The sequence below is a fragment of the Pseudonocardia nantongensis genome (genome assembly GCF_046546495.1).
Lineage (GTDB): Bacteria > Actinomycetota > Actinomycetes > Mycobacteriales > Pseudonocardiaceae > Pseudonocardia > Pseudonocardia nantongensis.
Window position 1 is genome coordinate 39,890 of the sequence record NZ_JBKGXT010000027.1, and the last position, 22,609, is coordinate 62,498.

The 22,609-nt window shown below is 74.8% G+C and carries 22 protein-coding genes, 1 pseudogene and 1 riboswitch; of the genes and pseudogenes, 8 read left to right on the forward strand and 15 right to left on the reverse strand.

Translation table 11 applies throughout. The features are described 5' to 3' along the window. The first annotated feature begins 133 nt into the window (after positions 1-133). Positions 134-1,072 carry a hypothetical protein gene (locus ACLFMI_RS23845; RefSeq protein WP_410950184.1) on the forward strand — a complete coding sequence of 313 codons (939 nt, stop codon included), beginning with the start codon at positions 134-136 and terminating at the stop codon, positions 1,070-1,072. Between the two features lie 18 nt (positions 1,073-1,090). On the opposite strand, the gene thiE is transcribed toward ACLFMI_RS23845, so the two are convergent. Then, positions 1,091-1,789 carry a thiamine phosphate synthase gene (gene thiE, locus ACLFMI_RS23850; RefSeq protein ID WP_410950185.1) on the reverse strand — a complete coding sequence of 233 codons (699 nt, stop codon included), beginning with the start codon at positions 1,787-1,789 and terminating at the stop codon, positions 1,091-1,093. Between the two features lie 37 nt (positions 1,790-1,826). Next, positions 1,827-1,932, forward strand: a riboswitch (TPP riboswitch). Between thiE and thiO the strand changes: the two genes are divergently transcribed. The 3 genes from thiO to thiG all read left to right on the forward strand — a co-directional run bounded on the left by thiO (position 1,932) and on the right by thiG (position 4,102). Then, positions 1,932-3,125 carry a glycine oxidase ThiO gene (gene thiO, locus ACLFMI_RS23855; RefSeq protein WP_410950186.1) on the forward strand — a complete coding sequence of 398 codons (1,194 nt, stop codon included), beginning with the start codon at positions 1,932-1,934 and terminating at the stop codon, positions 3,123-3,125. (Overlaps the previous riboswitch by 1 nt.) A 1-nt stretch (position 3,126) precedes the next feature. After that, entirely contained in the window at positions 3,127-3,327 is a 201-nt protein-coding gene (gene thiS, locus ACLFMI_RS23860) for a sulfur carrier protein ThiS (RefSeq protein WP_410950187.1), read from the forward strand. 1 nt (position 3,328) lies between these two features. Then, on the forward strand, positions 3,329-4,102 hold the full coding sequence (gene thiG / locus ACLFMI_RS23865; RefSeq protein ID WP_410950188.1) for a thiazole synthase: 774 nt from the start codon (positions 3,329-3,331) through the stop codon (positions 4,100-4,102). A 59-nt stretch (positions 4,103-4,161) separates the two neighbouring features. Here thiG and ACLFMI_RS23870 read toward each other — a convergent pair whose 3' ends face one another. Further along, the gene (locus tag ACLFMI_RS23870; protein ID WP_410950189.1) at positions 4,162-4,758 is read right to left on the reverse strand and encodes a hypothetical protein; all 597 of its coding nucleotides are present in this window, start codon (positions 4,756-4,758) and stop codon (positions 4,162-4,164) included. Between the two features lie 158 nt (positions 4,759-4,916). Continuing rightward, positions 4,917-6,476 carry an HNH endonuclease signature motif containing protein gene (locus ACLFMI_RS23875; RefSeq protein ID WP_410950190.1) on the reverse strand — a complete coding sequence of 520 codons (1,560 nt, stop codon included), beginning with the start codon at positions 6,474-6,476 and terminating at the stop codon, positions 4,917-4,919. Positions 6,477-6,783: 307 nt separating this feature from the next. Between ACLFMI_RS23875 and ACLFMI_RS23880 the strand changes: the two genes are divergently transcribed. After that, positions 6,784-7,647, forward strand: coding sequence for an alpha/beta fold hydrolase (locus tag ACLFMI_RS23880; RefSeq protein ID WP_410950191.1), 864 nt, complete (start codon positions 6,784-6,786; stop codon positions 7,645-7,647). A gap of 6 nt (positions 7,648-7,653) precedes the next feature. On the opposite strand, the gene ACLFMI_RS23885 is transcribed toward ACLFMI_RS23880, so the two are convergent. The 6 genes from ACLFMI_RS23885 to ACLFMI_RS23910 form a co-directional block, all read right to left on the reverse strand. Beyond that, complete coding sequence (locus tag ACLFMI_RS23885) at positions 7,654-8,292, reverse strand: MadR family response regulator transcription factor (protein WP_410950192.1); 639 nt, start codon at positions 8,290-8,292, stop codon at positions 7,654-7,656. 97 nt (positions 8,293-8,389) lie between these two features. Then, positions 8,390-9,754, reverse strand: coding sequence for a MadS family sensor histidine kinase (locus ACLFMI_RS23890; RefSeq protein ID WP_410950193.1), 1,365 nt, complete (start codon positions 9,752-9,754; stop codon positions 8,390-8,392). Between the two features lie 31 nt (positions 9,755-9,785). Further along, positions 9,786-10,979, reverse strand: coding sequence for an iron-containing alcohol dehydrogenase (locus ACLFMI_RS23895; protein ID WP_410950194.1), 1,194 nt, complete (start codon positions 10,977-10,979; stop codon positions 9,786-9,788). A 206-nt stretch (positions 10,980-11,185) separates the two neighbouring features. Continuing rightward, entirely contained in the window at positions 11,186-12,301 is a 1,116-nt protein-coding gene (locus tag ACLFMI_RS23900) for an XdhC family protein (protein ID WP_410950195.1), read from the reverse strand. Then, entirely contained in the window at positions 12,294-13,442 is a 1,149-nt protein-coding gene (locus ACLFMI_RS23905) for a vWA domain-containing protein (protein ID WP_410950196.1), read from the reverse strand. The genes ACLFMI_RS23900 and ACLFMI_RS23905 overlap by 8 nt, the downstream gene beginning before the upstream one ends. A gap of 4 nt (positions 13,443-13,446) precedes the next feature. Then, complete coding sequence (locus ACLFMI_RS23910; RefSeq protein ID WP_410950197.1) at positions 13,447-14,376, reverse strand: AAA family ATPase; 930 nt, start codon at positions 14,374-14,376, stop codon at positions 13,447-13,449. Between the two features lie 476 nt (positions 14,377-14,852). On the opposite strand from ACLFMI_RS23910, the gene ACLFMI_RS23915 reads away from it, so the two are divergent. Continuing rightward, on the forward strand, positions 14,853-15,428 hold the full coding sequence (locus ACLFMI_RS23915; RefSeq protein ID WP_410950198.1) for a LysM peptidoglycan-binding domain-containing protein: 576 nt from the start codon (positions 14,853-14,855) through the stop codon (positions 15,426-15,428). Positions 15,429-15,585: 157 nt separating this feature from the next. Here the strand turns inward: ACLFMI_RS23915 and ACLFMI_RS23920 are convergent. Both ACLFMI_RS23920 and moaC read right to left on the reverse strand, forming a co-directional pair. Then, positions 15,586-16,484, reverse strand: a pseudogene (locus ACLFMI_RS23920) (molybdenum cofactor biosynthesis protein MoaE). 38 nt (positions 16,485-16,522) lie between these two features. After that, complete coding sequence (moaC, locus tag ACLFMI_RS23925) at positions 16,523-17,026, reverse strand: cyclic pyranopterin monophosphate synthase MoaC (protein WP_410950199.1); 504 nt, start codon at positions 17,024-17,026, stop codon at positions 16,523-16,525. A 416-nt stretch (positions 17,027-17,442) separates the two neighbouring features. On the opposite strand from moaC, the gene ACLFMI_RS23930 reads away from it, so the two are divergent. Further along, on the forward strand, positions 17,443-18,060 hold the full coding sequence (locus ACLFMI_RS23930) for a LysM peptidoglycan-binding domain-containing protein (protein ID WP_410950200.1): 618 nt from the start codon (positions 17,443-17,445) through the stop codon (positions 18,058-18,060). A gap of 19 nt (positions 18,061-18,079) precedes the next feature. On the opposite strand, the gene ACLFMI_RS23935 is transcribed toward ACLFMI_RS23930, so the two are convergent. Continuing rightward, positions 18,080-18,673, reverse strand: coding sequence for a nucleotidyltransferase family protein (locus ACLFMI_RS23935; protein ID WP_410950201.1), 594 nt, complete (start codon positions 18,671-18,673; stop codon positions 18,080-18,082). Positions 18,674-18,675: 2 nt separating this feature from the next. After that, complete coding sequence (locus ACLFMI_RS23940; protein ID WP_410950202.1) at positions 18,676-18,858, reverse strand: hypothetical protein; 183 nt, start codon at positions 18,856-18,858, stop codon at positions 18,676-18,678. Between the two features lie 124 nt (positions 18,859-18,982). Between ACLFMI_RS23940 and ACLFMI_RS23945 the strand changes: the two genes are divergently transcribed. Further along, positions 18,983-21,274, forward strand: coding sequence for a helicase-associated domain-containing protein (locus ACLFMI_RS23945; protein ID WP_410950203.1), 2,292 nt, complete (start codon positions 18,983-18,985; stop codon positions 21,272-21,274). A gap of 2 nt (positions 21,275-21,276) precedes the next feature. Here the strand turns inward: ACLFMI_RS23945 and ACLFMI_RS23950 are convergent, their stop codons facing one another. Both ACLFMI_RS23950 and ACLFMI_RS23955 read right to left on the reverse strand, forming a co-directional pair. Further along, positions 21,277-21,846 carry a GTP-binding protein gene (locus ACLFMI_RS23950; RefSeq protein ID WP_410950204.1) on the reverse strand — a complete coding sequence of 190 codons (570 nt, stop codon included), beginning with the start codon at positions 21,844-21,846 and terminating at the stop codon, positions 21,277-21,279. Between the two features lie 28 nt (positions 21,847-21,874). Beyond that, on the reverse strand, positions 21,875-22,528 hold the full coding sequence (locus ACLFMI_RS23955; protein ID WP_410950205.1) for a DUF742 domain-containing protein: 654 nt from the start codon (positions 22,526-22,528) through the stop codon (positions 21,875-21,877). Positions 22,529-22,609: the final 81 nt, after the last annotated feature.

Here is a 22,609-nt window from a genome sequence, read left to right on the forward strand (position 1 = left end):
CCCGACCCGGACGACGAGGCCGGGCGAAGCGCGCCCGGCCCCCGGCCCACCGGCCGGCCGGCCGACCCGGGTCGTCCCCGGCCCGGGTGGTCCGCCGGCCGCGTCTCCGGGTGGGCACCCGCGCACCCGCGCGATGGATGGCCCTGCCGACCTGCGCGCCGGCGACCTGCGTCCGGCCGCCGGGCCCGGTGAGCCGAACGGTCCGGTCGGCGGCGGGGCGAACTCCGCGCAGGAGACGAGCTCGCTCAAGGAGAGCCTCAGCCCGAAGGAGATCGCGGCCGGGGCGGGCGCGTCGATCGTCAGCGCGATCCTCGGCTCGTTCCTGGGCGCGGTCGGCACCGTGCTCGGCGCGGCCCTCGGCTCGATCGTCTACACGCTGGCCAGCGCGTTCCTCACCCGCGGGATCGAGCAGGGCAAGGGGAAGGCGCTCGAGCTCAAGGACAAGGCGGCCGCCCGGAAGGGCAAGGGCGTCGCCGAGGGGACGGCCATGGCGGCCCGGCAGTCGTCGGGGCGCGGAGCGGCGGGGCCGACCGGCGAGGAGACCGTGCGGCTCGACCCGTCGCAGGCGCCCGGCCGGAGGCAGCGGGCCGGGTCGGCGGCCGGGCGCGGCGGGTGGCGCCGGGTCCGGCCCACCCGCAAGACGCTGATCGTGTCCGCGGTGCTCGGGGTCCTCACCTTCGCCGTCTCGATGTTCCTGATCACGGGCATCGAGGTCGTGAAGGGGTCGTCGCTGTCCGGCAACGGCTCCGGCACCTCGCTCGGGGGCGTCGTCCGTCCCGGGCCGCCGGCACCGGCCACCGATGAGGGTGAGCAGAGCGGCGGCACCGACTCGTCGTCGACCTCGGAGAGCGCCACCTCGACCGGTGAGTCCTCGACCGAGAGCAGCTCGGAGTCCGGGACGAGCACCGGCGAGTCGGGGGAGCAGCAATCGGAGGAGAGCGGCTCCGGGTCCGACGGTGACAGCGGCAACCGGCTGCAGGACGGGCTGAACCGGGTGCTGCCGACCCAGGAGCCGGACTCCGGCCAGCAGAACTCCGGCCAGGACGGCGGCGGCGCCTCCCCGACCGAATGATCCACCGGGGTCGACGGATCAGCGGGTCAGCCGGGCCTTCAGGCGGGCGGCGGCGGCCTGCGGGTCGTCGGCGCCGGTGATCGCGCGGACGACGACGATCCGCTCCGCCCCGGCGTCGAGCACCTCGTCGAGGTGCTGCTCGTCGATCCCGCCGATCGCGAACCAGGGCCGGTCCGGTGCCCGCCCGGCGACCGTGCGGACCAGGTCGAGGCCCGGCGCGGGGCGGCCCGGCTTGGTCGGCGTCGGCCAGCAGGGCCCCACGCAGAAGTAGTCGACGCCGTCCTCGGTCGCCGCGGCGAGGGTCTCGTCCGTGCTGTGCGAGGACCGGCCGACGAGCACGTCGTCGCCCACCACCCGGCGCGCCCAGCGCACCGGCAGGTCGTCCTGGCCGAGGTGCAGCACGTCCGCGCCGGCGGCCAGGGCGACGTCGGCCCGGTCGTTCACGGCCAGCAGCGCGCCGTGCCGCCGGCACGCGTCGGCGAGCACCTCCAGGGCCGCGAGCTCGGCGTTGGCCTCCAGCGGTCCGTCCGGGCCGCCCTTGTCCCGCAGTTGCACGACGTCCACGCCGCCGGCCAGCGCCGCGTCGGCGAACTCGGCGAGGTCACCGCGGTCGGTGCGGGCGTCGGTGCAGAGGTAGAGCCGGGCTCGCTCCAGGCGATCGAGCCGGTCCGGGCGTGCGGTGCGGGTCTCGGCGGTGCGGGTCTCGGTGGAGGACACGGCACGCACGCTACGGCGTACCGTGGACGGCGGACGCGAGAACCACGGGAGCCTGCCGCAGCAGGCTGAGAGGGGACCTGCCGGTCCCGACCGTCGAACCTGATCCGGGTCATGCCGGCGCAGGGAGTGAGGTGCAACCACCATGATCGGACGGCTGGCGGTCGTCGGCGCGGGCGCGATCGGGCTCGCCGCGGCCCGCGAGGCCGCGCGGGGCGGATTGCGGGTGACCGTCTTCGATCCGGCGCCCGGCTCCGGTGCGTCCCGGGTGGCGGGCGGGATGCTCGCGCCGGTCACGGAGGCGTGGCCCGGTGAGGAGGACCTGCTCGCGTTGGGGCTGGACTCGGTGACCCGCTGGCCGGAGTTCACCCGCGAGCTCTCCGCCGAGGCCGGCACCGACGCGGGGATGCACCCCGAGGGCACGGTCGTCGCGGCGACCGGTCCGGGAGACCGGGACGAGCTGGCCGCGCTGGCCGGGCACCTGGAGACCCTGGGCCGCCCGGTGCAGCGGATGACCGGCCGGGAGCTGCGTCGCCTGGAGCCCGCGCTCGGCCCGGACGTCCGCGGCGGGCTCTCGGTCCCCGACGACCCGTCGGTGGACAACCGGGCCCTGCTGGACGCGTTGCGGGCCGCCTGCGAGCGGGCCGGGGTGGCGGTCGTCGAGCGGGCCGTCGAGGCCGTGGCCGACGACGGCGACCGGGTCACCGGCGTGCACCTGGCCGCCGACGGCTCAGCCCCGTCCCAGCACGTGGCTGCCGACGCCGTGCTGGTCGCGGCCGGGGCGTGGTCGTCGCGGCTGCACCCGGCGCTGGACGGCCTGGTCCGTCCGGTGAAGGGCGAGATCCTGCGGCTGACCCGGCGGGCCGGGGCGCTGCCGCCGCCGTCCCGCACGGTGCGGGCCCTGGTCGACGGCCGCCCGGTGTACGCGGTGCCACGTCCCGGCCCCGGGCACGACCTGGTCGTCGGTGCGACGACGGCGGAGAACGGGTTCGACACCGACGTGACCGTCGGCGGCGTCCGGGACCTGCTCCGGGACGCCGAACGGGTACTGCCCGGGATCGCCGAGTACGCGCTCACCGAGGCGGCGGCGGGGCTGCGCCCCGGCAGCCGGGACAACCTGCCGCTGATCGGCCGGACCGGCCCGGACGGGCTGCTGGTCGCGACCGGGCACGGCCGGAACGGGATGTTGCTGGCCCCGGTCACGGCGGCCGCGGTGGGTGCGCTGCTGCGCGGCGAAGCCGTGCCGGAGGCCGCCCGGGTGGCGGACCCGAGCCGGTTCGGTACCGAGTGGCGCGTAGCCGGAGCGAGCGTCGATCGCCTCCCGGCGGAGAGGAAGTGACATGCGGATCGTGTTGAACGGCGAGAGCCGCGAGACGGCGGGCGGGGCGACCCTCGCCGGGGTGCTGGCCGAGGCCGGACTGCCCGAGCGGGGCGTCGCCGTCGCCGTCGACGGCGAGGTCGTCCGCCGCACCGACTGGCCGGAGCACCGGCTCACCGAGGGCACGCGCGTCGAGGTACTGACCGCCGTGCAGGGAGGATGAGATGAGCGAGATCGCGGACGCGCCGCTGACGATCGGTGACGCCAAGTTCGACTCCCGGCTGATCATGGGCACCGGCGGGGCGACGAACCTGGAGATCCTGGAGCGGGCGCTGGTCGCCTCCGGGGCCGAGCTGACCACGGTCGCGTTGCGTCGGGTGGACGTCGAGGGCGGCACCGGGCTGCTGGAACTGCTGTCCCGGCTCGGGATCCGGGTGCTGCCGAACACCGCGGGCTGCCGGACCGCCGCCGAGGCCGTGCTGACGGCGCGGATGGCCCGGGAGGCGTTGGAGACCGACCTGGTCAAGCTGGAGGTCGTCGCCGACGAACGGACCCTGCTGCCGGACCCCGTTGAGCTGCTCGACGCCGCCGAGCAGCTCGTCGACGACGGGTTCACCGTGCTGCCCTACACCAACGACGACCCGGTGCTGGCCCGCAAGCTGGAGCAGACCGGATGCGCCGCCGTCATGCCGCTGGGATCACCGATCGGCACCGGGCTGGGCATCCGCAACCCGCACAACATCGAGATGATCGTCGACGGCGCGGGCGTCCCGGTCGTGCTCGACGCCGGAATCGGCACCGCGTCCGAGGCGGCCCAGGCGATGGAACTCGGCTGCGACGCGGTGCTGCTGGCCACCGCCGTCACCCGGGCCGCGGAGCCGGAGCGGATGGCCCGGGCGATGCGCCGCGGGGTGGAGGCCGGCTGGGATGCGCGGCACGCCGGGCGGATCCCGCGCCGCCACTGGGCGCACGCGAGCTCGCCGGACCGCGAGGTCTGACGTCGTCCGACGACACAGCGGCCGCGGTCAGCGGCGTGCGAGGCAGTTTCGGAGTCCGGTCACGGGGCCCGCAGGCCCAGGTCCGCGAGTTCCAGCTCGGCGAGGCGCTGCACCACCTCCGGGCCCCCGGAGCGCCAGGCGGCGGCGGGATCCGGGGCGATCCGGGTCAGTCGCGCCACCGGGACGCGGGCCAGCGCCCGCACGGCGAGCAGGTCGGGCGCGACCCCACGGGCACCGACCGCGGCACCGGCCCGGCGGGCGTAGCGCAGTCGCAGCGGCAGCCAACCCAGCAGCACGGGCAGCAGCAGGAGCAGCGGGATCAGCACGCCTGCCCAGTCCGCGACCGTCGCGACGGTGTCACCGAACTCCTGGCCGGCGTCCGCCAGCCGGGTGCCGGCCCCGACCGCCGGATCCAGGGCACGGGAGAGATCGCCCCCGACGAACGGGAGCCCGGACACCGTCCCGGCGATCTCGGTGAACGAGTCGGTGACCTGCCCACCGGCCCCGACCAGCGCGTCACCCGGCCCGCGCAGCGCGTTCAGCCCCTCCCGCACCGTCGTCCCGGCGACGACCGCCAGCACCGCCCACAGCAGCGCGATCAGATCCGCGACCAGTTGGCGGGCGACCCGCCCCGGGCGTTCCGCGTACCACCGCATCGGCCATGTCTACCGCACCCTGGCGGCATCGCCCGGCACGACCGGCACGGGACGCGGAGGCAGGTGTCGCTCGGTGTGGCGAGGTCCGATATCACCGGGCCGGGCGCCGGCTCGCGTTCCGCGGAACCTGCTGCGGCCTTCCCTGCAGGAACCGGGACTCAGGCCGCAGCCGAAGCGGAGGTCCGGGGTGGTAGCAGGGCGTCGAGAATCGGCTCCGGGTCGAGACGGTCGCCGTACCAGTCCGGGGTGAGGGTGCTGCGGTCGATCTTCAGGCCTGCCCGGGTGTTGATCTCGACGAGCGCCTCGGCGGACCCGTTCAGTGGTTCGCCGGACGGTGCCACCGCTCCGCCGTCCGAACGGCGGACCTCCCAGCGGCCGTTCTCCCGGAGCCGTATCCGGTAGCCGTGCTCGTGGACAAGCCGGTGGTGGTGTCCACACAGGAGGATCAGGTTGTCGATGTCGGTGGTACCGCCGCGCAGCCAGTGCCGGACGTGGTGGGCGTGCAGGTGCCGGGTGCGCCCGCACCCCGGGAACCGGCAGCCGCCACCATCGGCGGTGTCCCGTGCGGTGAGCGCGGCGATCTGGGCGGGCGTGGCAAGACGCCGGGATCGGCCCAGGTAGAGCCGGTTCGTGACCCGGTCGTCGAGCAGGATTTGGGCACGTGCGTCGCAGGCCAGCCGCTCGACGGTCCTCTCCGGAAGTTCGGGGCCGCCGGCCACCCGGGCGGTGCCGGTACCGATGTCCACGTGAACCACGACCTGCGCGGCACCGCGGGCGACCACCGGTCCGGTCGCGTCGTCGTGCTGGCGGGCCACTTCCAGCAGTGCATCGGCGCGGCGGGCCGCCAGCCGATCGACCGCCGCGCCGGGCTCCTGCTCGAGGCCGCGCTGGTCGAGGTCCTTCGGTGGTGCGGCGTCCGAGCTCGGGCTCGGGGCGGGTGCCGGGAGGCGGGACTCGATCGCGGCGACGAGTACGGCGCCGTCCTCGGGAGTGAACCGACCGCGCACGACGAGGGAGCCGTCGACGTCGTGGTGCCAGGTCAGGCCGCGGCGTGCGGTGGTGTCCGCGGGCGGGGTGGTGCGGCGGCGAACGGCCCGCACCACGGTCTCGACGTGGCTCGCGGTGCCGGACAGAGCGAGGTCCAGCAGCACCTGCTCGGCCACCTCGGGGTCGGGCCGCGAGTCCGGTTCGGGGCCACCTGACGGCGCCGGGTCGGTGGTGGAATCGGCGTCGTCCTCGTCGGTGGTGTCGGCGGCGTGTCCGGTGTCTGCGGCGTGTCCGGTGTCGGCGTCGCGGTGGTCGCCGGCACCCGCGGCCGTGGCTGCCGGGCCGCCCGAGGTCGTGGCGATGCGGGTCAGCGCGGCGTTCTCCGAGCCGGCCACCCGGGTGATCGCCCGGACCTTCGAGTAGGAGATCCGTCCGGCGGCGAACGCGGCGGTGATGCGGGGCAGCTCGGCCAGGGCGTGGGCGACGCGCAGGTGCTCCGTCGCGGTTCGCAGGCTCATGCCCGCCCGCCACGCCAGCCAGTGGGCGCACGAGCGCACGCCGATGCCGGCCCAGCCGCCGCGCCGGTCGAATTCGGCCAGCAGCCGCAGGAACCGGCACTCCGCCGCGGCGATGTGTCCGGCCAGGCCGAGCAACTCCGACTCGAGTTCGGGCAGGGGCAAGGTCGGTAGCGGAGCGACCGATTCGGTGTCGAAGCTGGTGGAGGTGGGCATCGGACGCTCCCATGTATCGAACTGATGTTCGTATCAGGATGGCACGTGGGTCTGACAGCGACGCCGTGCGAACCCGTGGCCGCGTTCCGCGGAACGCGCTGCGGGGTGCGGGGCGCGGGGCGCGGCGCTGCCGGTGCGTGGCGGGCGGCGGGCCGCGGGCCCCTGAGCGGCGACCTCCGGTCGGCGCCCCTGACCGGCGGCCCGCGGGACCCGAGCGACCCGGTGTCGGGTGGCCGGAAACCGGGTCGCGGTGGCAGTCGGGCACGTGGTGGGGTGTCGGTCCGACGAGCGGGCGGGGGCGCGGGACATGACCGGGGACCTCGCTGCCGGCGCCATCTACACCAGCGAGGCGGCTGCCGTCGCGGTCCGCACGCGTTACGAGGAGCAGCTGGCCGCCTGGCCGGTGCCCGCGCAGCGCCACATGCTCGACACCCGTGCCGGCCGGACGTTCGTCCTGACCTGTGGCCCCGACGACGGCCCTCCGGTGGTGTTGCTGCACGGCTCGGGCGGGAACAGCGCGGTGTGGGCGGACGGCGTCGAGCTGCTCGCGCGCGACCGGCCGGTCGTCCTGGTCGATCTGCTCGGCGAGCCCGGTCTGAGCGACCCGGTCCGGCTCGACCTGACGACCGCGACGACGGCCGACTGGCTCGCCGAGACCCTCGACCTGCTCGGCGTCGGCAGCGCCGCGCTGGTGGGGCTCTCGCTCGGCGGCTGGACCGCGACGGACTTCGCGAGCCGGCACCCGGAGCGGGTGGAGCGGCTGGCGTTGCTGTGCCCGGCCGGGATCGGGCGGCAGACGATCGGGAGACTCGCCCCGGCGTTCTTCCTGAGCCTGCTCGGGGCACGCGGGCGGCGGCGTTCCGCGGAACTCATCACCGGGCTCGACGCCCGCGAGCACGGCGCGGTCCTCGACGAGATCGGTCGGAGCTTCCGGGGCTTCCGTCCGCGCACCGAGCGCTTCCCGGTGTTCGACGACGACCGGTTGCGCCGGCTGACGATGCCGGTCCTGGCGGTGGTCGGGGCCCGGGACCGGGTGTTCGACTCCGTCGGGACGGTCCGCCGGCTCACCGGGCTCACCCCGCGGGCCCGGGTCGAGGTGCTACCGGCCGCCGGGCACGCGTTGCTCGGGCAGGTCCCGCGGGTCGCGGAGTTCCTGCACGGGCAGAGCTGAAGCGGGTTACAGCAGGCCGAGTTTGGTCGCGGTGTAGACCGCCTCGGCACGCCGGGACACCATCAGCTTGCGCATCAGGTTCCCGACGTGGAACTTGACCGTCGTCTCGGAGATGAACAGCTCGGCGCCGATCGCCCGGTTCGACAGCCCGCGGGCCAGCAGTCGGAGCACGTCCAGCTCGCGGTCGGTGAGCCGCTCGCGGTCCGGCATCCCGCCGGACAGCGAGCGGACCATCGCCGAGGCGCTGCGGGCGTCGAACGCGCTCTCCCCCCGGGACACCGCGCGGATGGCCCGGACCAGCTCGGTGGTGTCGACGTCCTTGACGACGTAGCCCCGCGCCCCGGCCTGCACCGACTCCACGACGAGCCGGTCCTCGGCGAAGGTGGTCAGCACCAGCACCCCGATGCCGGGGTGGTCGGTGCACAGCCTGCGGCAGACCTCCAGGCCGTCGGTCTGCGGGCCGGAGGCGAGCTTGAGGTCCAGCAGCACCACCTGCGGCCGCCCGGCGGCGACGGCGGTGATCGCCTCCGCGGCGCTGCCCGCCTCGCCGACGATCCGCAGGTCGTCCTCGCGTTCGAGCACCGCCCGCAGCCCCTGCCGCATGATCGAGTGGTCGTCGACCAGCACGATCCGGACCGGTCGCACGCCGGCACCGCCGTCACCCCCATCACCGGCCCGACCGGGGACGGTGCGCACGGCGCCGTTCACGACGCCCCCGCGGGGAAGCACGTGTCGAGGCGGCTCATGAGACCTCCATCCCGGCCGTCCCACCGATCGGGACGTCCACCTGCACCTGCAGACCCCCGATCCGGGACCGGCGGAAGCGCAGCGTCCCGCCCATCTCCCGGGCCCGGGCGTCCATGTTGACCAGCCCGCGGTGCTCCCCGGACGGCCCGCGCACGGACGCGGCCCGCAGCGTCCGGCGGATCTGGTCGGGGGAGGCGCCGCCGTCGTCGGAGACCGACAGTCGGACCCGCTCGGTCTGGTACGCCAGCCGCACCACCGCGCGGGACGCGGACGCGTGCATCGCGGTGTTGAACAACGCCTCGCCGGCGATCCGGAACAGCGACTGCTCGTGCTCGTGCGGCAGCACCGCCGGGGTGCCGCCGATGGCCACCTCGACCCGCAGCTCGTCCGGCATGTGCACGGCCGAGAGCTGCCGCAGCATCGAGGGCAGGTCCTTGTCCGCGTGGTCGTCGTCGTTCAGCGCGTAGATCGCCGAGCGCAGCTGCTCGACGGCGCGCCGGGTCAGGTCCTTGGCCGTGTCCAGGTGCCCGAGCAGGTTCGGGTCGCTGATCTCCGAACGGCACAGCTCGATGTGCATGCCCGCGGACAGCGCGTACTGGGTCACGCTGTCGTGCAGCTCGCGGGCGATCCGGTGCCGCTCGTTGTCCAGCACCTCGCGCTGGCGGGCCGCACCGAGCTCCTGTTGGGCCCGGGTCAGCTCGTCGTTGCGCGCCCGCAGGTCCTCGGCCTGGGCGGCGGTGCGGGCGTGCAGCCGCTCGGACCGGTCCAGCAGGGCGCAGTTCTGCAGGGCCGCCGCGGTCTGCCCGGCCAGGATGCGCAGCACCGAGTGGTCGGTCTCGTCGATCTCCCGATCCGGCGGCGTCCAGGCCACGAACCCGCCGACGGTGCGACCGTCGAGCCGGATCGGGACGTGCACGTGCGAGCGGTGCTCGGCACCGGAGTGCCCGCTCGCCGCGTCGCCGGCCTGCACCAGGGCGATGTGCCGGCGCACCTTGTCCGGCACCAGCCCCAGGTCCGCCCACTCCACGCCGTCCGGGCCCAGCACGACGTGCCGGGGCAGCGCGTCCGGCAGCTCGCCCTCGACCAGGCCGAGAATCACCCAGTCCGCCGACAGGTGGTCGGCCGCGGCGTCGGCGACGGCCCGGACCAGGGCCTCGGAGCCCTCCATCGTCCGGACCAGCGCCGCCGAGATCCGGTCCAGCGCGACGATGACCCGCCGCAGGCGCTCGGCGTTGACCCGGTACTCCGGGTAGAACGACGGCTTGCCCGAGCGCAGCCCGGTGAGCGCGTCGAGGTCCGGCCGGGTCCGCAGCCCCGTCGGCGGCGGCGTGCGGCGGCCGGGGAACCGTGCGGCGGTCATCGGCCGGCGGGCGCGCGCCGCGGTCCGCCGCTCACAGGGCCCTCCGGAACAGGTCCTCGATCTGGGCGGCGGTCGCGGCACGCGGGTTGGTGGTCAGGCAGGCGTCGCCCAGGGTGAGCTGGGCCAGCCGGGGCACGTCGGTGTCCCGGACGCCGATCGCTCCCAGCCCGGTCGGCACACCCACCTCGTCGGCGAGCTTGCGGACCTCGGTCGCGACCATGTCGACGGCCTCGTCCCCGGCCATCCCCGGGCGGGCGGGCAGGCCCATGGCCTGGGCGATCGGGACGAACCGGGTGGGGTCGTCGGAGCCGTTGAACCGGATGACGTGCGGCAGCAGGATCCCGTTGATCAGGCCGTGCGGCAGGTCCAGCATCCCGCCGACCTGGTGGCTCATCGCGTGCGTGGCGCCGAGGATCGCGTTGGTGAAGGCCAGCCCGGCCTCCAGCGCGGCCTGGGCCATCGCGGTCCGCGGGCCGTCGTCCTGCCTGCGGATCATCGTCCTCGGCAGGTTCGCGTGCACCAGCAGGACCGCGTGCAACGCGTGTGTGTCGGTCAGCGGGCCGTGTGCGAGCGAGACGAACGCCTCGATGCCGTGGGTCAGCGCGTCCAGCCCGGTGGCGGCGTTGAGCCAGTCCGGCATGCTGACCAGCAGCCGGGGGTCGATCACCGAGACGTCCGGGACCAGCGCCCGCCCCATGATCGTGATCTTGGTGCGCCGCTCGGTGTCGGTGACGATGCAGAACTGCGAGACGTCCGCCCCGGTGCCGGAGGTCGAGGGCACCATCACCATCGGCGGGATCGGGTTGGCGATCCGGTCGATGCCCTCGTAGTCACCGATCGCGCCGCCGTTCGCGGCGAGCAGCGCCACGCCCTTCGCAGCGTCGATCACCGAGCCGCCGCCGACGCCGATCACGACGTCGCAACCGGAGCTCTCGTACCGCTCGAACCCGGCCTGGATCTCGTGGTCCTTCGGGTTCGGCGTGATCTCGTTCCAGAGCTGCGGCCGGAGACCGGCGGAGCGCAGCCGCCGCAGCAGCTCGGCCGGCCAGCCGGCCTCCGTGACGCCCGGGTCGGTGACGACGAACGGCCGCCGCGCGCCGAGCCGGAGCGCGGCGTGCGCCGCCTCGGGCAGCGAGTCCTGCCCGAAGACGATCTCAGGGGCGTGGAACTTGGACAGTCGCGGACGTCCGGGCTGCGGACACTCGGCGGCGGGGATGCTCGGCACGCCCGGGGCATCCGTCGTGCCGGATGGGCCGCTGAGGACCACGCTGCCCTCCTCCCGCGTCGTGGTTCGTCCACCGTGGCCCGTGAGCGGTCACGGCTCGGTCACGAGCGTGCGACACACGGTACAGGGCACCCCCTCCGCGCGGTCCCCCTCGATCGGCGAGGGAGGGCGGCGCGGGAGGGTTGCGATCCGCAGTGTGCGGCCCCTCACGGCGCGTGGATCGGGCCCTCGCGCCCGGCCAGCGGGACCCCCTCGCCGCCCCAGTGCTGGGCGATCATCTCGGCGGCGATCGAGACCGCGGTCTCCTCCGGCGTGCGGGCGCCGAGGTCGAGCCCGATCGGCGACGACATCTTCGCGATCTCGGCCTCGGTGACACCCTTCCCGCGCAGCCGCTCGATCCGGTCGTCGTGGGTGCGCCGGGAGCCCATCGCGCCGATGTAGCCGACCTCGGGCAGCCGCAGCGCGACCTCGAGCAGCGGCACGTCGAACTTCGGGTCGTGGGTGAGCACGCACAGCGCGGTCCGCGAGTCGATCCGGCCGGCGTCGGCCTCGGCCTGCAGGTAGCGGTGCGGCCACTCCACGACGACCTCGTTCGCGCCGGGGAACCGGCTGGCGGTGGCGAACACCGGGCGGGCGTCGCAGACCGTCACCCGGAAGCCGAGGAACGAGCCCATCCGGGCCACCGCGGCGGCGAAGTCGATCGCGCCGAACACGATCATGCGCGGCGGCGGGGCGAACGACTCGACGAACACCTGCAGCCCCTCGCCGCGACGCTCGCCGTGCACCCCGTAGGTCAGCGTGGCGTTGCGGCCGGAGTCGAGCAGGCCGCGCACGTCGTCGCGGACGGCGTCGTCGATCCGGTCCGAGCCGGTGCCGCCCTCGACCCGGTCCGGCCAGACGATCAGGCGCGTCCCGAGCCGCTCGACCGGCCCCGCGACGACGGTGGCGACCGCGACCGGGCTCTCGTCCCGGATCGCCTCGGCGATCCGGCCGAGCTGGTCGTAGGTCTGCGGGGTGACCTTCTCCACGAAGACGTCCAGGATCCCGCCGCAGGTCAGGCCGACGGCGAACGCGTCGTCGTCGGAGACGCCGTACCGCTGCAGCACCGGACGGTCCTCGGCGAGCACCTGCTGGCCGAGCTCGTAGACCGCGCCCTCGACGCAGCCACCGGACACCGAACCGACCGCCTCGCCGCCCGCGCCGACCAGCATGGACGCGCCGGGCTGCCGCGGAGCCGAGCGGAAGGTGCCGACCACGGTCGCCAGCGCCGCCGGCTCGTCGTTCTTCCACCAGCCCTCGAGCTGGTCGATCACGTCACGCATCTCGCACCACCTGTAGGAGTCTCTCCATCGTGTCCAGGCTGTGCCCGGCCAGCAGATCGTCCAAGTGCGGCAGGGCCGCGACTATTCCCCCCTGGACCGGGGCGTAACCGTCCTTGCCCGCGTGCGGGTTGACCCAGACCAGCCGGTGGGCCAGCCGGGACAGCTGCTCCACCTGGGTGCCGAGCAGCTCGGTCCCGCCGCGCTCCCAACCGTCGGAGAAGATCACGACGACGGCCCGGCGGGCGGCCCCGCGGCGTCCCCAGCGATCCACGAACGCCTGCAGCACCTCGCCCAGACGCGTCCCTCCGGACCAGTCGGGAATGGCCTTTCCGGCGGCACCGAGGGCCCTTTCCGGGTCACGTTGACGCAATTCCCGGGTGATCCTGGTGAGCCGGGTGCCGAGCGTGAACGCCTCCACCGAACGCGGTGACCGGCGCACGAAGACGTGCGCGAACCGCATCAGGGCGTCGGCGTAGGGCTCCATCGACCCGGACACGTCGATCAGCAGCACGACCTTGCGGTGCCGCCGCGAGGCGTCCCGGTGCCGGATGTCGACGAGCTCGCCCTGGTTGCGCAGCGCCGCGCGCAGCGTGCGCTGCGGGTCGGCGCTCCCGCGGCGGCTGCGCCGCTTGCGCCGCGACGCCCGGGTCGGCGGTTCCGGCCGCAGCAAGGTCATCAACCGGCGCAGGTGCTCGCGCTCGGCCGGCGACAGCTCGCCCAGGTCCCGGCTGCGCAGCACCTCGGTACCGGTCGCCGCGGCCTTGATCTCGGGGCCGGGGTCGTCGTCCTGGTCGTCCCCGGCACCTTCGCGGCCGGGAACCAGCGCGGCCAGCTTCGGCGGTGCCGGCGGGCGCTCGTCGCGGTTGGTGGCCCGGCGGCCCTGCGCCGGCTCGAACCAGGCCGGGAAGGCCAGGTCGTAGCGGACGACGTCGTCCGGGTCACCGCACAGCGTGAGCCGGCCCGCCCAGTACGCCTGCTCTCGGTCGGTGACGTCGAGCGTGTCGAGGGCCTCCAGGAACGCGGTCACCCGGTCGTTCGTGACCGGGACGCCCGCGCTGCGCAGCACCTCGGTGAACCCGACCAGCCCGGTCAGTAGCGTGCCGGCGTCGGCCTCCGGTGGCGCCGGCGTGTTCGGAGCCATCGCCTCAGGACGCCAGCAGCGTGTCGAGCTGCTTGTGTACCCGGTCGGCGTCCTCGCGGTACTTGAGGACCGCCCCGAGGGTGTGCGCGGCGGACTCCGGATCCAGGTGTCGGGCCCCGACCAGCTGCAGCGCGTGGGCCCAGTCCAGGGTCTCGGCCACGCCCGGCGGCTTGATCAGGTCGGTCTGCCGCAGCTTCTGCACGGCACGCGCGACCTCGGCGGCCAGCCGCTCCGGCACCCCGGGCAGCCTGCTGTGCAGGATCTCGATCTCCCGATCGATGTTCGGGTGCTCCAGCCAGAGGTAGAGGCAGCGCCGCTTGAGCGCGTCGTGCACCTCGCGGGTCCGGTTGGAGGTCAGGACGACGACCGGCGGGACCTGCGCCCGGATCTCCCCGACCTCGGGGATGGTGACCGCGTGCTCGGTCAGGACCTCCAGCAGGAACGCCTCGAACTCGTCGTCCGCGCGGTCGATCTCGTCGATGAGCAGCACCGAAGGGCTGGTGCGCAGCGCGCGCAGGATGGGCCGGGAGAGCAGGAAGCGCTCGTCGTAGAGGGATGCCTCGACGGCGTCGGCGTCCAGGGTGGCGCCGTCCACCCCGGCGGCGGCCTCCAGCGCCCGCAGGTGCAGCAGCTGCCGGGGGAAGTCCCAGTCGTAGAGCGCCTGCGCGGCGTCGATACCGTCGTGGCACTGCAGCCGGATCAGCGGGGCGTCGAGGGTCTCGGCCAGTGCCTGGGCCAGCGCGGTCTTGCCGGTACCCGGCTCGCCCTCGCAGAACAGCGGACGGTTCATCTGCATCGAGAGGAAGGCCGCCGTCGCCAGACCGTCGTCGGCGAGGTAACCGGTCGCGCGCAGCGCGGTGGCGAGCTCGGCCGGGCTTCCGGGGGTCGGGCGGGCGGGAGTCGATCCCGCGCCGGCGGGTGCGGAGACGTTCACCCGACCAGCATGCCGGACGGCAGGCGGCGGCGCCCACAGCAGGCGTCGCCGGATGGTCCTTCCGTTCCGGAGCTATTCACAGGTGCGTGATGCGGCCGTGATGTGACGTCGTCGACCAGCGCGTTTAGCGGCGAATTGATAATAACAAGCGTGTGGTCGTGAGTTCGCTCACGCATTCGCTCGTTGACGGATTCGTCGTATCCATTCACTGTTCCGCCTCGGCCGATCCGACGAGGAGCGGTCGTACCGAACGAGCCATCATCCGGAACCGCCGCGCCGAGGACCCCCGTCCCGCGGAAGTCCGGTCCGCCGAGGAACACGAACGGGACGGGGACGAGCACGACCACTCCGCGGGCGTCACCGACGTCGCTCCCCGGTCCCGATCGACGCACCCGCGACGAACGGTGGGCACCCGTGTGCCCCGGGGACCGCTGGGCGGGCGGTGGTCACTCGGGCGGCGCGGTGGGAGCAGAGCAATGTCTCAGGGAACCAAGGGCCGAAGTCTCCTGCGCATGGCCGTGGCGGGCATCGTCACGGTCGGCGCGTCCGCGGCGATCGCCGGCACCGCCACCGCAGCCCCGGACGGCGTGTGGGACCGCCTCGCGGAGTGCGAGAGCGGCGGCGACTGGTCGACCAGCACCGGCAACGGCTACCACGGCGGCCTGCAGTTCGCGCCGTCCACCTGGAAGGCCTACGGCGGCTCGGGCTCGGCGGCGAACGCCAGCCGTTCCGAGCAGATCGCCGTGGCCGAGAAGGTTCTCGCGGCCCAGGGCTGGAACGCCTGGCCGAGCTGCTCGAAGAAGGTGGGCGTGACCGGCCATTCGGCCGATCCGGGCAAGCGGGTCAAGGCGTCCGCGCCGGCCGAGTCGGCCGCCCCGAAGGCCTCTTCCAATGCCTCGAAGTCCACCTCCGGCGGCTACACCGTGAAGTCCGGTGACACCCTGTCGAAGATCGCCGCAGCGCAGGGCACCTCGGTCTCGAAGCTGGTGTCGGCCAACGGGCTGGGGAACCCGGACTCGATCGACGTCGGGCAGCAGCTGGCGCTGCGCTGACGCCCGCCCAGCGGCGCGTCCGCTGATCCCCGCCTCCACGGGCCGCCACCCGTGGAGGTGAGTTCGGGGCGTGCGGTGTCCCCGACACCCGCCCCGGTGGACGACGGCCCGGGCTCCCACGCGGAGCCCGGGCCGTTCCGTCGTTCAGGGCACTCGTTCAGGTCGAGTTGACCCACTCGTCGGTACCGTCGGCGAACCGCTGGTGCTTCCACACCGGCAGCAGCCGCTTCACCTCGTCCACCAGCTCGGCGCAGGCGGTGAACGCCTCGCCCCGGTGCTCGGCGGCGACCGCGCAGGCCAGCGCGACCTCGCCGATGTCGAGCGGGCCGACCCGGTGCGATACCGCCAGCGCGCGCACGCCGGGTGAGCGGGCGGCGATCTGCCCGGCCACCTCGGCGACGATCCGCCCGGCCGTCGGGTGGGCGCTGTACTCCAGTCCGCGCACCGACTTCCCGCCGTCGTGGTCGCGGACGACCCCGGCGAAGGTGACCACGGCGCCGGCCGCGGCGTGCTCGACCAGGCGGGCGTGCTCGTCGACGTCGAGCGGCTCCTCGCCGACGGCGGCGCGGACCACCTCGGCCGGTCCGGCGGACCCGGTCATGTGTGGTCGCCCCCGTGCAGCTGGTCGACGGCGTGGTCGAGCACCTGCTCCAGCACGCCCAGGCCGTCGCGCACCCCGCCGGTGGACCCGGGCAGGTTCACGACCAGGGTGCGCCCGGCCACCCCGGCCAGGCCGCGGGAGAGCACCGCGGTGGGCACCTGGGACTCGCCGGCCCGCCGGATCGCGTCGGCCAGGCCGGGCACCTCGTGGTCGAGCACCCCGCGGGTGACCTCGGGGGTTGCGTCGGTGGGCGAGATGCCGGTGCCGCCGGTGGTGAGCACGACGTCCACCCGGTCCGTGACGGCGGCCCGCAGGGCCTCGCCGACCGGTTCGCCGTCGCCGACGACGACCGGGTCCGGGGTCTCGTACCCGCGGTCGCGCAGCCAGTCCACGATCACCGGGCCGCCGCGGTCGGCGTACACACCGGCCGCCGCCCGGTTGGAGGCGGTGATCACTCGTGCGACCCGGGCCGGGGCGTCTCCCGTGCGCGCGCTCACGGCCGGTCCTCCGGGCGCGTCCAGCTGCCGGTCTTGCCGCCGTCCTTGGTCTCCACCCGCACGGCGTCCAGCACCGCGGCCGGGTCCACCGCCTTGACCATGTCGTGCAGGGTCAGCCCGGCGACCGTGACCGCGGTCAGCGCCTCCATCTCCACCCCGGTCCGGTCGGTGGTGCGCACCCGCGCCCGGATGGTGATCCGGTCGTCGGCGGCGTCCAGGTCCAGGGTGACCCCGCTGATCGCGATCGGGTGGCAGAGCGGGACCAGGTCCGGGGTGCGTTTGGCCCCCATGATCCCGGCGATCCGGGCGGTGGCCAGCGCGTCGCCCTTGGGCAGGCCGTCGGTCTGCAGCAGGCGGACGACCTCGGTGGTGGTCCGCAGGACGCCGGTGGCGACCGCGGCGCGGGGCCCGGGCTGCTTCTCCGAGACGTCCACCATCCGCGCGGCGCCGGCCTCGTCGACGTGGCTGAGCTCGGTCACGCCACCGACCCTACGGGCCATCCGGCCACGGCGGGTGGCCGGTACGGGGCCCGACAGGGCCATCGGGGAGTGATCTGAATCACGTTTGATGTGGCGAATGCAACCTTTTCCGCTCCGTTTCGTCTTCGTGATCGGGCTTCGTGAGCAGCGAAAACGGATTGTTCGATCTTGAAGATTGCGGGACGAGCGTGCACGCGCCGGGTTGCCGCCCTCTTTCCGTCATCGTGATGAGGACGTACCGTCCTCGCCGGTCCCGCCGACTCCCCCTTGTGGCAGGGCCCCGGTACCGCAGCGCTCCCTGTCCGGCGGGCACCGGCCCCCGAGGCAACGCACGTGGGACAGGGCCGACCGTGCTCCGGTCGACGGCCACTCCCCGGCCGTCGCACCGCCGCCCACTCCCCGGGCGGAGTCGGGACGCGCCACGCGGGAGACCTGTCATGGCTCGTTACCGCGGTAAGCATCGCAAACCCAGCACGACCGGGCGCGCCGTCGCCCGGACCGCCGTCGCCGGCGCCGTCCTCGGCGCCCCGATGGTGGCGATCGTGCCGGCGGCCAACGCCGCCACCGACTCCACCTGGGACGAGCTCGCGCAGTGCGAGAGCACCGGGAACTGGGCCGCCAACACCGGCAACGGCTTCTCCGGCGGCCTGCAGTTCACGCCCAGCACCTGGAAGGCCTTCGGCGGCGGCGAGTACGCGTCGTCGGCGCACCAGGCCTCCCGGGCCGAGCAGATCGCGGTCGCCGAGAACGTGCTCGCCGAGCAGGGTTGGAACGCCTGGCCGTCGTGCTCGAAGAAGACCGGCGCGTCCGGCTCGTCGACCCCGCGCAGCCCGGAGAGCGACAGCGGGTCCCAGGCGCCGGAGCGGGTCAAGCTCAGCGCCCCGGCCGCCGCTCCCGCCGCGCCGTCCGGCGGCAACTACACGGTCAAGTCGGGGGACACCCTCGGCAAGATCGCTTCCGCGAACGGGATGGCGAACTGGAAGGACCTGCTCGCCAAGAACCCGCACCTCGGTGCCGGGCAGATGATCTTCCCTGGGCAGCAGCTGACCGTCTGACCGTCCCCGACGGGGCCGGTCAGATACCGGCCAGGCGGCGGAGCTGCTCGGGGGTGTCCACGTCGTCCGGGGCGGCGACGTCACCGCACTCGACCAGCTCCAGGGCCGGGTGCCCGGCCAGGTAGTCCCGGGCGCCGGAGTCGCCGGCGGCCCGTCCGACGACGCCCGACCAGTGGTCCCGCCCGAGCAGCACCGGATGGGCGGGCGTGCCGTCGTAGGCGGCCCGGCGCAGCGACGCGGATCCGGCCCCGTCGGTGGTGCGCCGGACCGCCTCGGCGGTGACCCCGGGCAGGTCGACCAGGTGGACCAGGGCCGCGCCGAGCCCGGGCAGGTGGGTCAGGGCGTCCAGGCCGCGGCGCAACGAGGCGCCCATGCCCTCGTCCCAGTCCTCCGCCACGACGGCGCCCACCTCCGGACCGAGCCCGGCGCGCAGCAGCGCGTCGGTGACGTCCTCGGCGCGGGCGCCCAGCACCACGGTCACCGGCGAGCAGCCACCGGCCAGCAGGGTGCGGACCGCCCGGACCACCAGCGGTTCGCCGTGCAGTCGGACCAGGGCCTTCGGGGTGCCCATCCGTCGTCCGGCACCTCCGGCGAGCAGCAGGCCGGCGACCACGGTCAGCGGTTGATCTCGGTGACGGGGTGCTCGTACGGCACGGAGTCGAGCGGGAAGGCCACGTCGCCGAACGGCGACATGTTCCCCTGCACGGTGCCCAGGAGCTCGGTCAGCGGGTGCTCGCCGTCGGGCAGGTCCGGCCAGGCCGGGTCGATCCGGTCGGTGTCGCCGTGCTTGGCGGCCATCGGTCCCTCCATCGCGCTCGGGTGTCGGACACCAGTATCCCGGACGGGTGCCGCCGATGTCCCGTCGCGGTCCCCGAACGGTGCCCGGGCCCGCCGCGGGTGATCGGGGACTACCCTGGTCGCGGTGCAGACGTCCCTGGTCGAGTGGCTGCGCGGGCGGGACGACGAGTTCCTCGCCGCCCTGCTGCGGCTGCGTTCCGATCTCGCCGTGCCCCCGCCCGGGGACCTGACGGTCCTGGCCACCCGGGCCGCGATCCGGGCGTCGGTGCAGCGCGCCTGCGAGGAGCTCGACACGGTCGCGCTCACCGTGCTGGAGGCGCTGGTGCTGACCGGTGCCGGCCGGGCGCCGGTGCCGGCCGCCGAGGTCCGCGGCTACCTCGGTCCGGACGTCGACGAGGCCACCTTCGGCGCCGGGCTGCGGCCGCTGCTCGACCGCGCGCTGGCCTGGGGCACCGAGGAGGCGCTGTCCGTCGTCCCCGCCGCGGCCGAGGTCGTCGGACCGTTCCCGGGTGGCCTGGGGCGGGAGACCACCGGCCCGGCGGCCACCGGCGAGCTGCCCGCCCTGCTCGACGCCCTCACCCCGGAAGAGCGCAAGGTGCTCGACGTGCTCGCCGAGGGCCCGCCGATCGGGCGCTCGCGCAGCGCCGGAGACGGCTCCGGACCGGTCGGTGCGCTGCTCTCCCGTGGCCTGCTGGTCCGCCGGGACTCCGGCACCGTCGAGCTGCCCCGCCAGGTCGGGCTGGCACTGCGCGGGGACCGTCCGATGGGCCGGCTCGACATCGGCCGACCGGACGTCCCGGTCCGGCAGCGGGACAGCGACGTCGTCGACGGCACCGGGGCGGGCGCGGCGCTGGAGCTCCTGCGCCGGGCCGACCTGATGCTGGAGTGGTTCGGCACCCAGGCGCCGGGCGTGCTCCGATCCGGCGGCCTGGGCGTGCGTGACCTGCGCCGGGTGGCCAAGGCGGCGGACGCCGACGAGCCGACCGCCGCGCTGCTGGTCGAGCTGCTGTTCGCCGCCGACCTGCTCGGCGAGACCGAGTCGGCGTCGCCGGAGTGGCTGCCGACCACCGCCGCCGACGCCTGGTCGGCCGGTCCCGAGGAGGGCCGCTGGGCGGTGCTGGCGACGGCCTGGCTGGACCTGCCCCGGCTGCCCGGCCTGATCGGCCGGCGGGACGAGGCCGACAAGCCGATCACCGCGCTGTCCGACGGCCCGCGCAGGCCACCGGCCGGGCGGGACCGGCGCCGGGTTCTCGAGGCGCTGGCGGCCCTCCCCCCGGGCACCTCGGTGGGTTCGGCCGAGGACCTGGCCCGGCTGCTTGCCTGGCGGGCGCCCCGGCGGGGTGGCCGGCTGCGGGACGAGACGGTGGCCTGGACCGTCGCGGAGGCGACGACCCTCGGCGTCGTCGCCCTGGACGCGCTCACCACGACCGGGCGGGTGCTGCTCGACCCGGCGTCGCGCGAGTCCCGGCACCCCACCGAGCTGGCCGCGGTGTTGCACGCCGCGCTGCCCGCGCCGGTCGAGGAGATCCTGTTGCAGGCCGACCTGACTGCCGTCGCACCCGGACGACTGTCCGCGGACCTGGCGAACGAGCTGGCGATCCTGGCCGACGTCGAGTCCGCGGGCGGGGCGACGGTCTACCGCTTCACCGAGCGCAGCCTGCGCCGCGCGCTGGACACCGGGCGTACCGCCGAGGATGTCCGCGCGGTGCTGCACGCCCGGTCCCGCACCCCGGTCCCGCAGACCCTGGAGTACCTGGTCGACGACGTCGCCCGCCGGCACGGCCGGCTGCGCGGCGGCGCGGTGGCCTGCTTCCTGCGCTCCGACGACGACGTGCTGGTCTCCGAGGTCCTCGCGCACCCGGCCACCGGGGAGCTGGGCCTGCGCCGGATCGCGCCCAACGTGCTGGTCAGCGCGCTGTCGCTGGCCGAGGTGCTGGACGGGTTGCGGGCCGCGGGTTTCAGCCCGGCGGCCGAGGACTCCGGCGGCGCGGTGCTGGACCTGGCCGGGCGCGGGCGCCGGGCCGAGCCGCGGCGGCGGGCCGGCAGCCGTGCGGGGGCCGGCGGCGCGGAGGGGGCACCGACCAGGCGGGCCGAGGAGCTGGTGGAGCGGTTACGGGCCGGGGACGCGCTGGCCGGCGTGCGGCACAGCGTGGCCGACCGGGCGACCACGCTGCGCGGGTCCGAGGCCACGGTCACCCTGGCGTCGCTGCAGGAGGCCGCCCGCGAGCGTCAGACGGTGTGGATCGGCTACGTCGACGCGCAGGGCGTCGCCGGGGACCGGGTGCTGGCCCCGACCTCGGTCGGCGGCGGCGTCGTCGAGGGACGGGACGCGCTCGACGGTGAGCTGCGCCGGATCCAGCTGCACCGGATCACCTCGATCGCCCCGGTCGGGGACGACGACGGCGGCGCCCGGTAGGGCTACCGGGCGCCGGCCGCCATCCGCTGGTGCATGGCGTGCTGCACCAGGGCGATCAGCGTCTCCTTGGTGGACTCCCGGTGCCGGGCGTCGCAGACCACCATCGGCACCGCCGGGTTGATCGACATCGCCTCGCGGACGTCCTCCAGACCGTGTTGCAGGTGCCCGTCGAACGCGTTCACCCCCACCACGTAGGGCAGGTTGCGGTCCTCGAAGAAGTCGATCGCCGCGAACGAGTCGGCCAGCCGCCGGGTGTCGACCAGGACGACGGCGCCGATCGCGCCGCGGACCAGGTCGTCCCACATGAACCAGAATCGCTGCTGGCCGGGCGTGCCGAACAGGTAGAGCACCAGGTCGGAGTCCAGCGAGACGCGGCCGAAGTCCATCGCGACGGTCGTGGACCGCTTGTTCGGGGTGGCCGAGAGGTCGTCGTGCGACGAGCTCGCCTCGGTCATCACCGCCTCGGTGGTCAGCGGCATGATCTCCGAGACCGAGCCGACGAAGGTCGTCTTCCCGACGCCGAACCCGCCGGCCACGACGATCTTGGCCGACATCGTCGCGGTACGGGACATGCCGGCGGCGGGTTGGGACGGCTGTGGCCTAGAGCCGACGGAGTCCACTCAACACCCTTTCCATCAGCGCGAGATCCGGCACGTTGCCGGGGGTGCTCGCGGTCTGGTGAACGGTCACCGTGCCCCCGGAGGCCATGTCCCCGAGCAGTACCCGGGCCACGCCCAGCGGGAGCGAGAGCAGCGCCGCGACCTCGGCCACCGAGCGGGTCTGCTCGAGCAGCAGGTCGGCGACGGCGCGATGCTCCATCGGCAACAGTTCCAGCTGGCTGCGGGCCCGGTTGCTGACCGAGACCAGGGTCTCGACGGCCAGCTCGTAGCCCGACTTGGTCCGGCCGCGGGTCCACGCGTACGGGCGGACCGAGGCCGCCCCGCCCGCGGCCGGAGGGGACGGCGCCGGTGCCGCGGCAGGCGGAGGCTGCTGTGGCGGTGGCGGCGGTTCGGACGGCGCAGCCGCCTCCCGCTCGGCGGGGGTAGGCGGCAGCCCGTAGGCCGCCGACCCGCTGATCGGCCCGGTCATCTCGGCCGGTGCCTGCGGCGGTTCCGGCTGACCGCCGCTGTCGTCCGTGTCGCGGTTGCGCCCCCACCGCCGTTTCTTCGGCTTGCGCCGCGAGTCGAGGCTGAACCCGTTCATGACGTCGGCGAACGTCGGTTCGGGACCGTGTCCGTCCGGTTCCTGGGTCATCGGATCTCACCTACCCTGGCCGATCCTGCGATGGGGGTCATGACGGTAACGCCTGAACGCGTCGCCGGGCTCCGCTGTGCA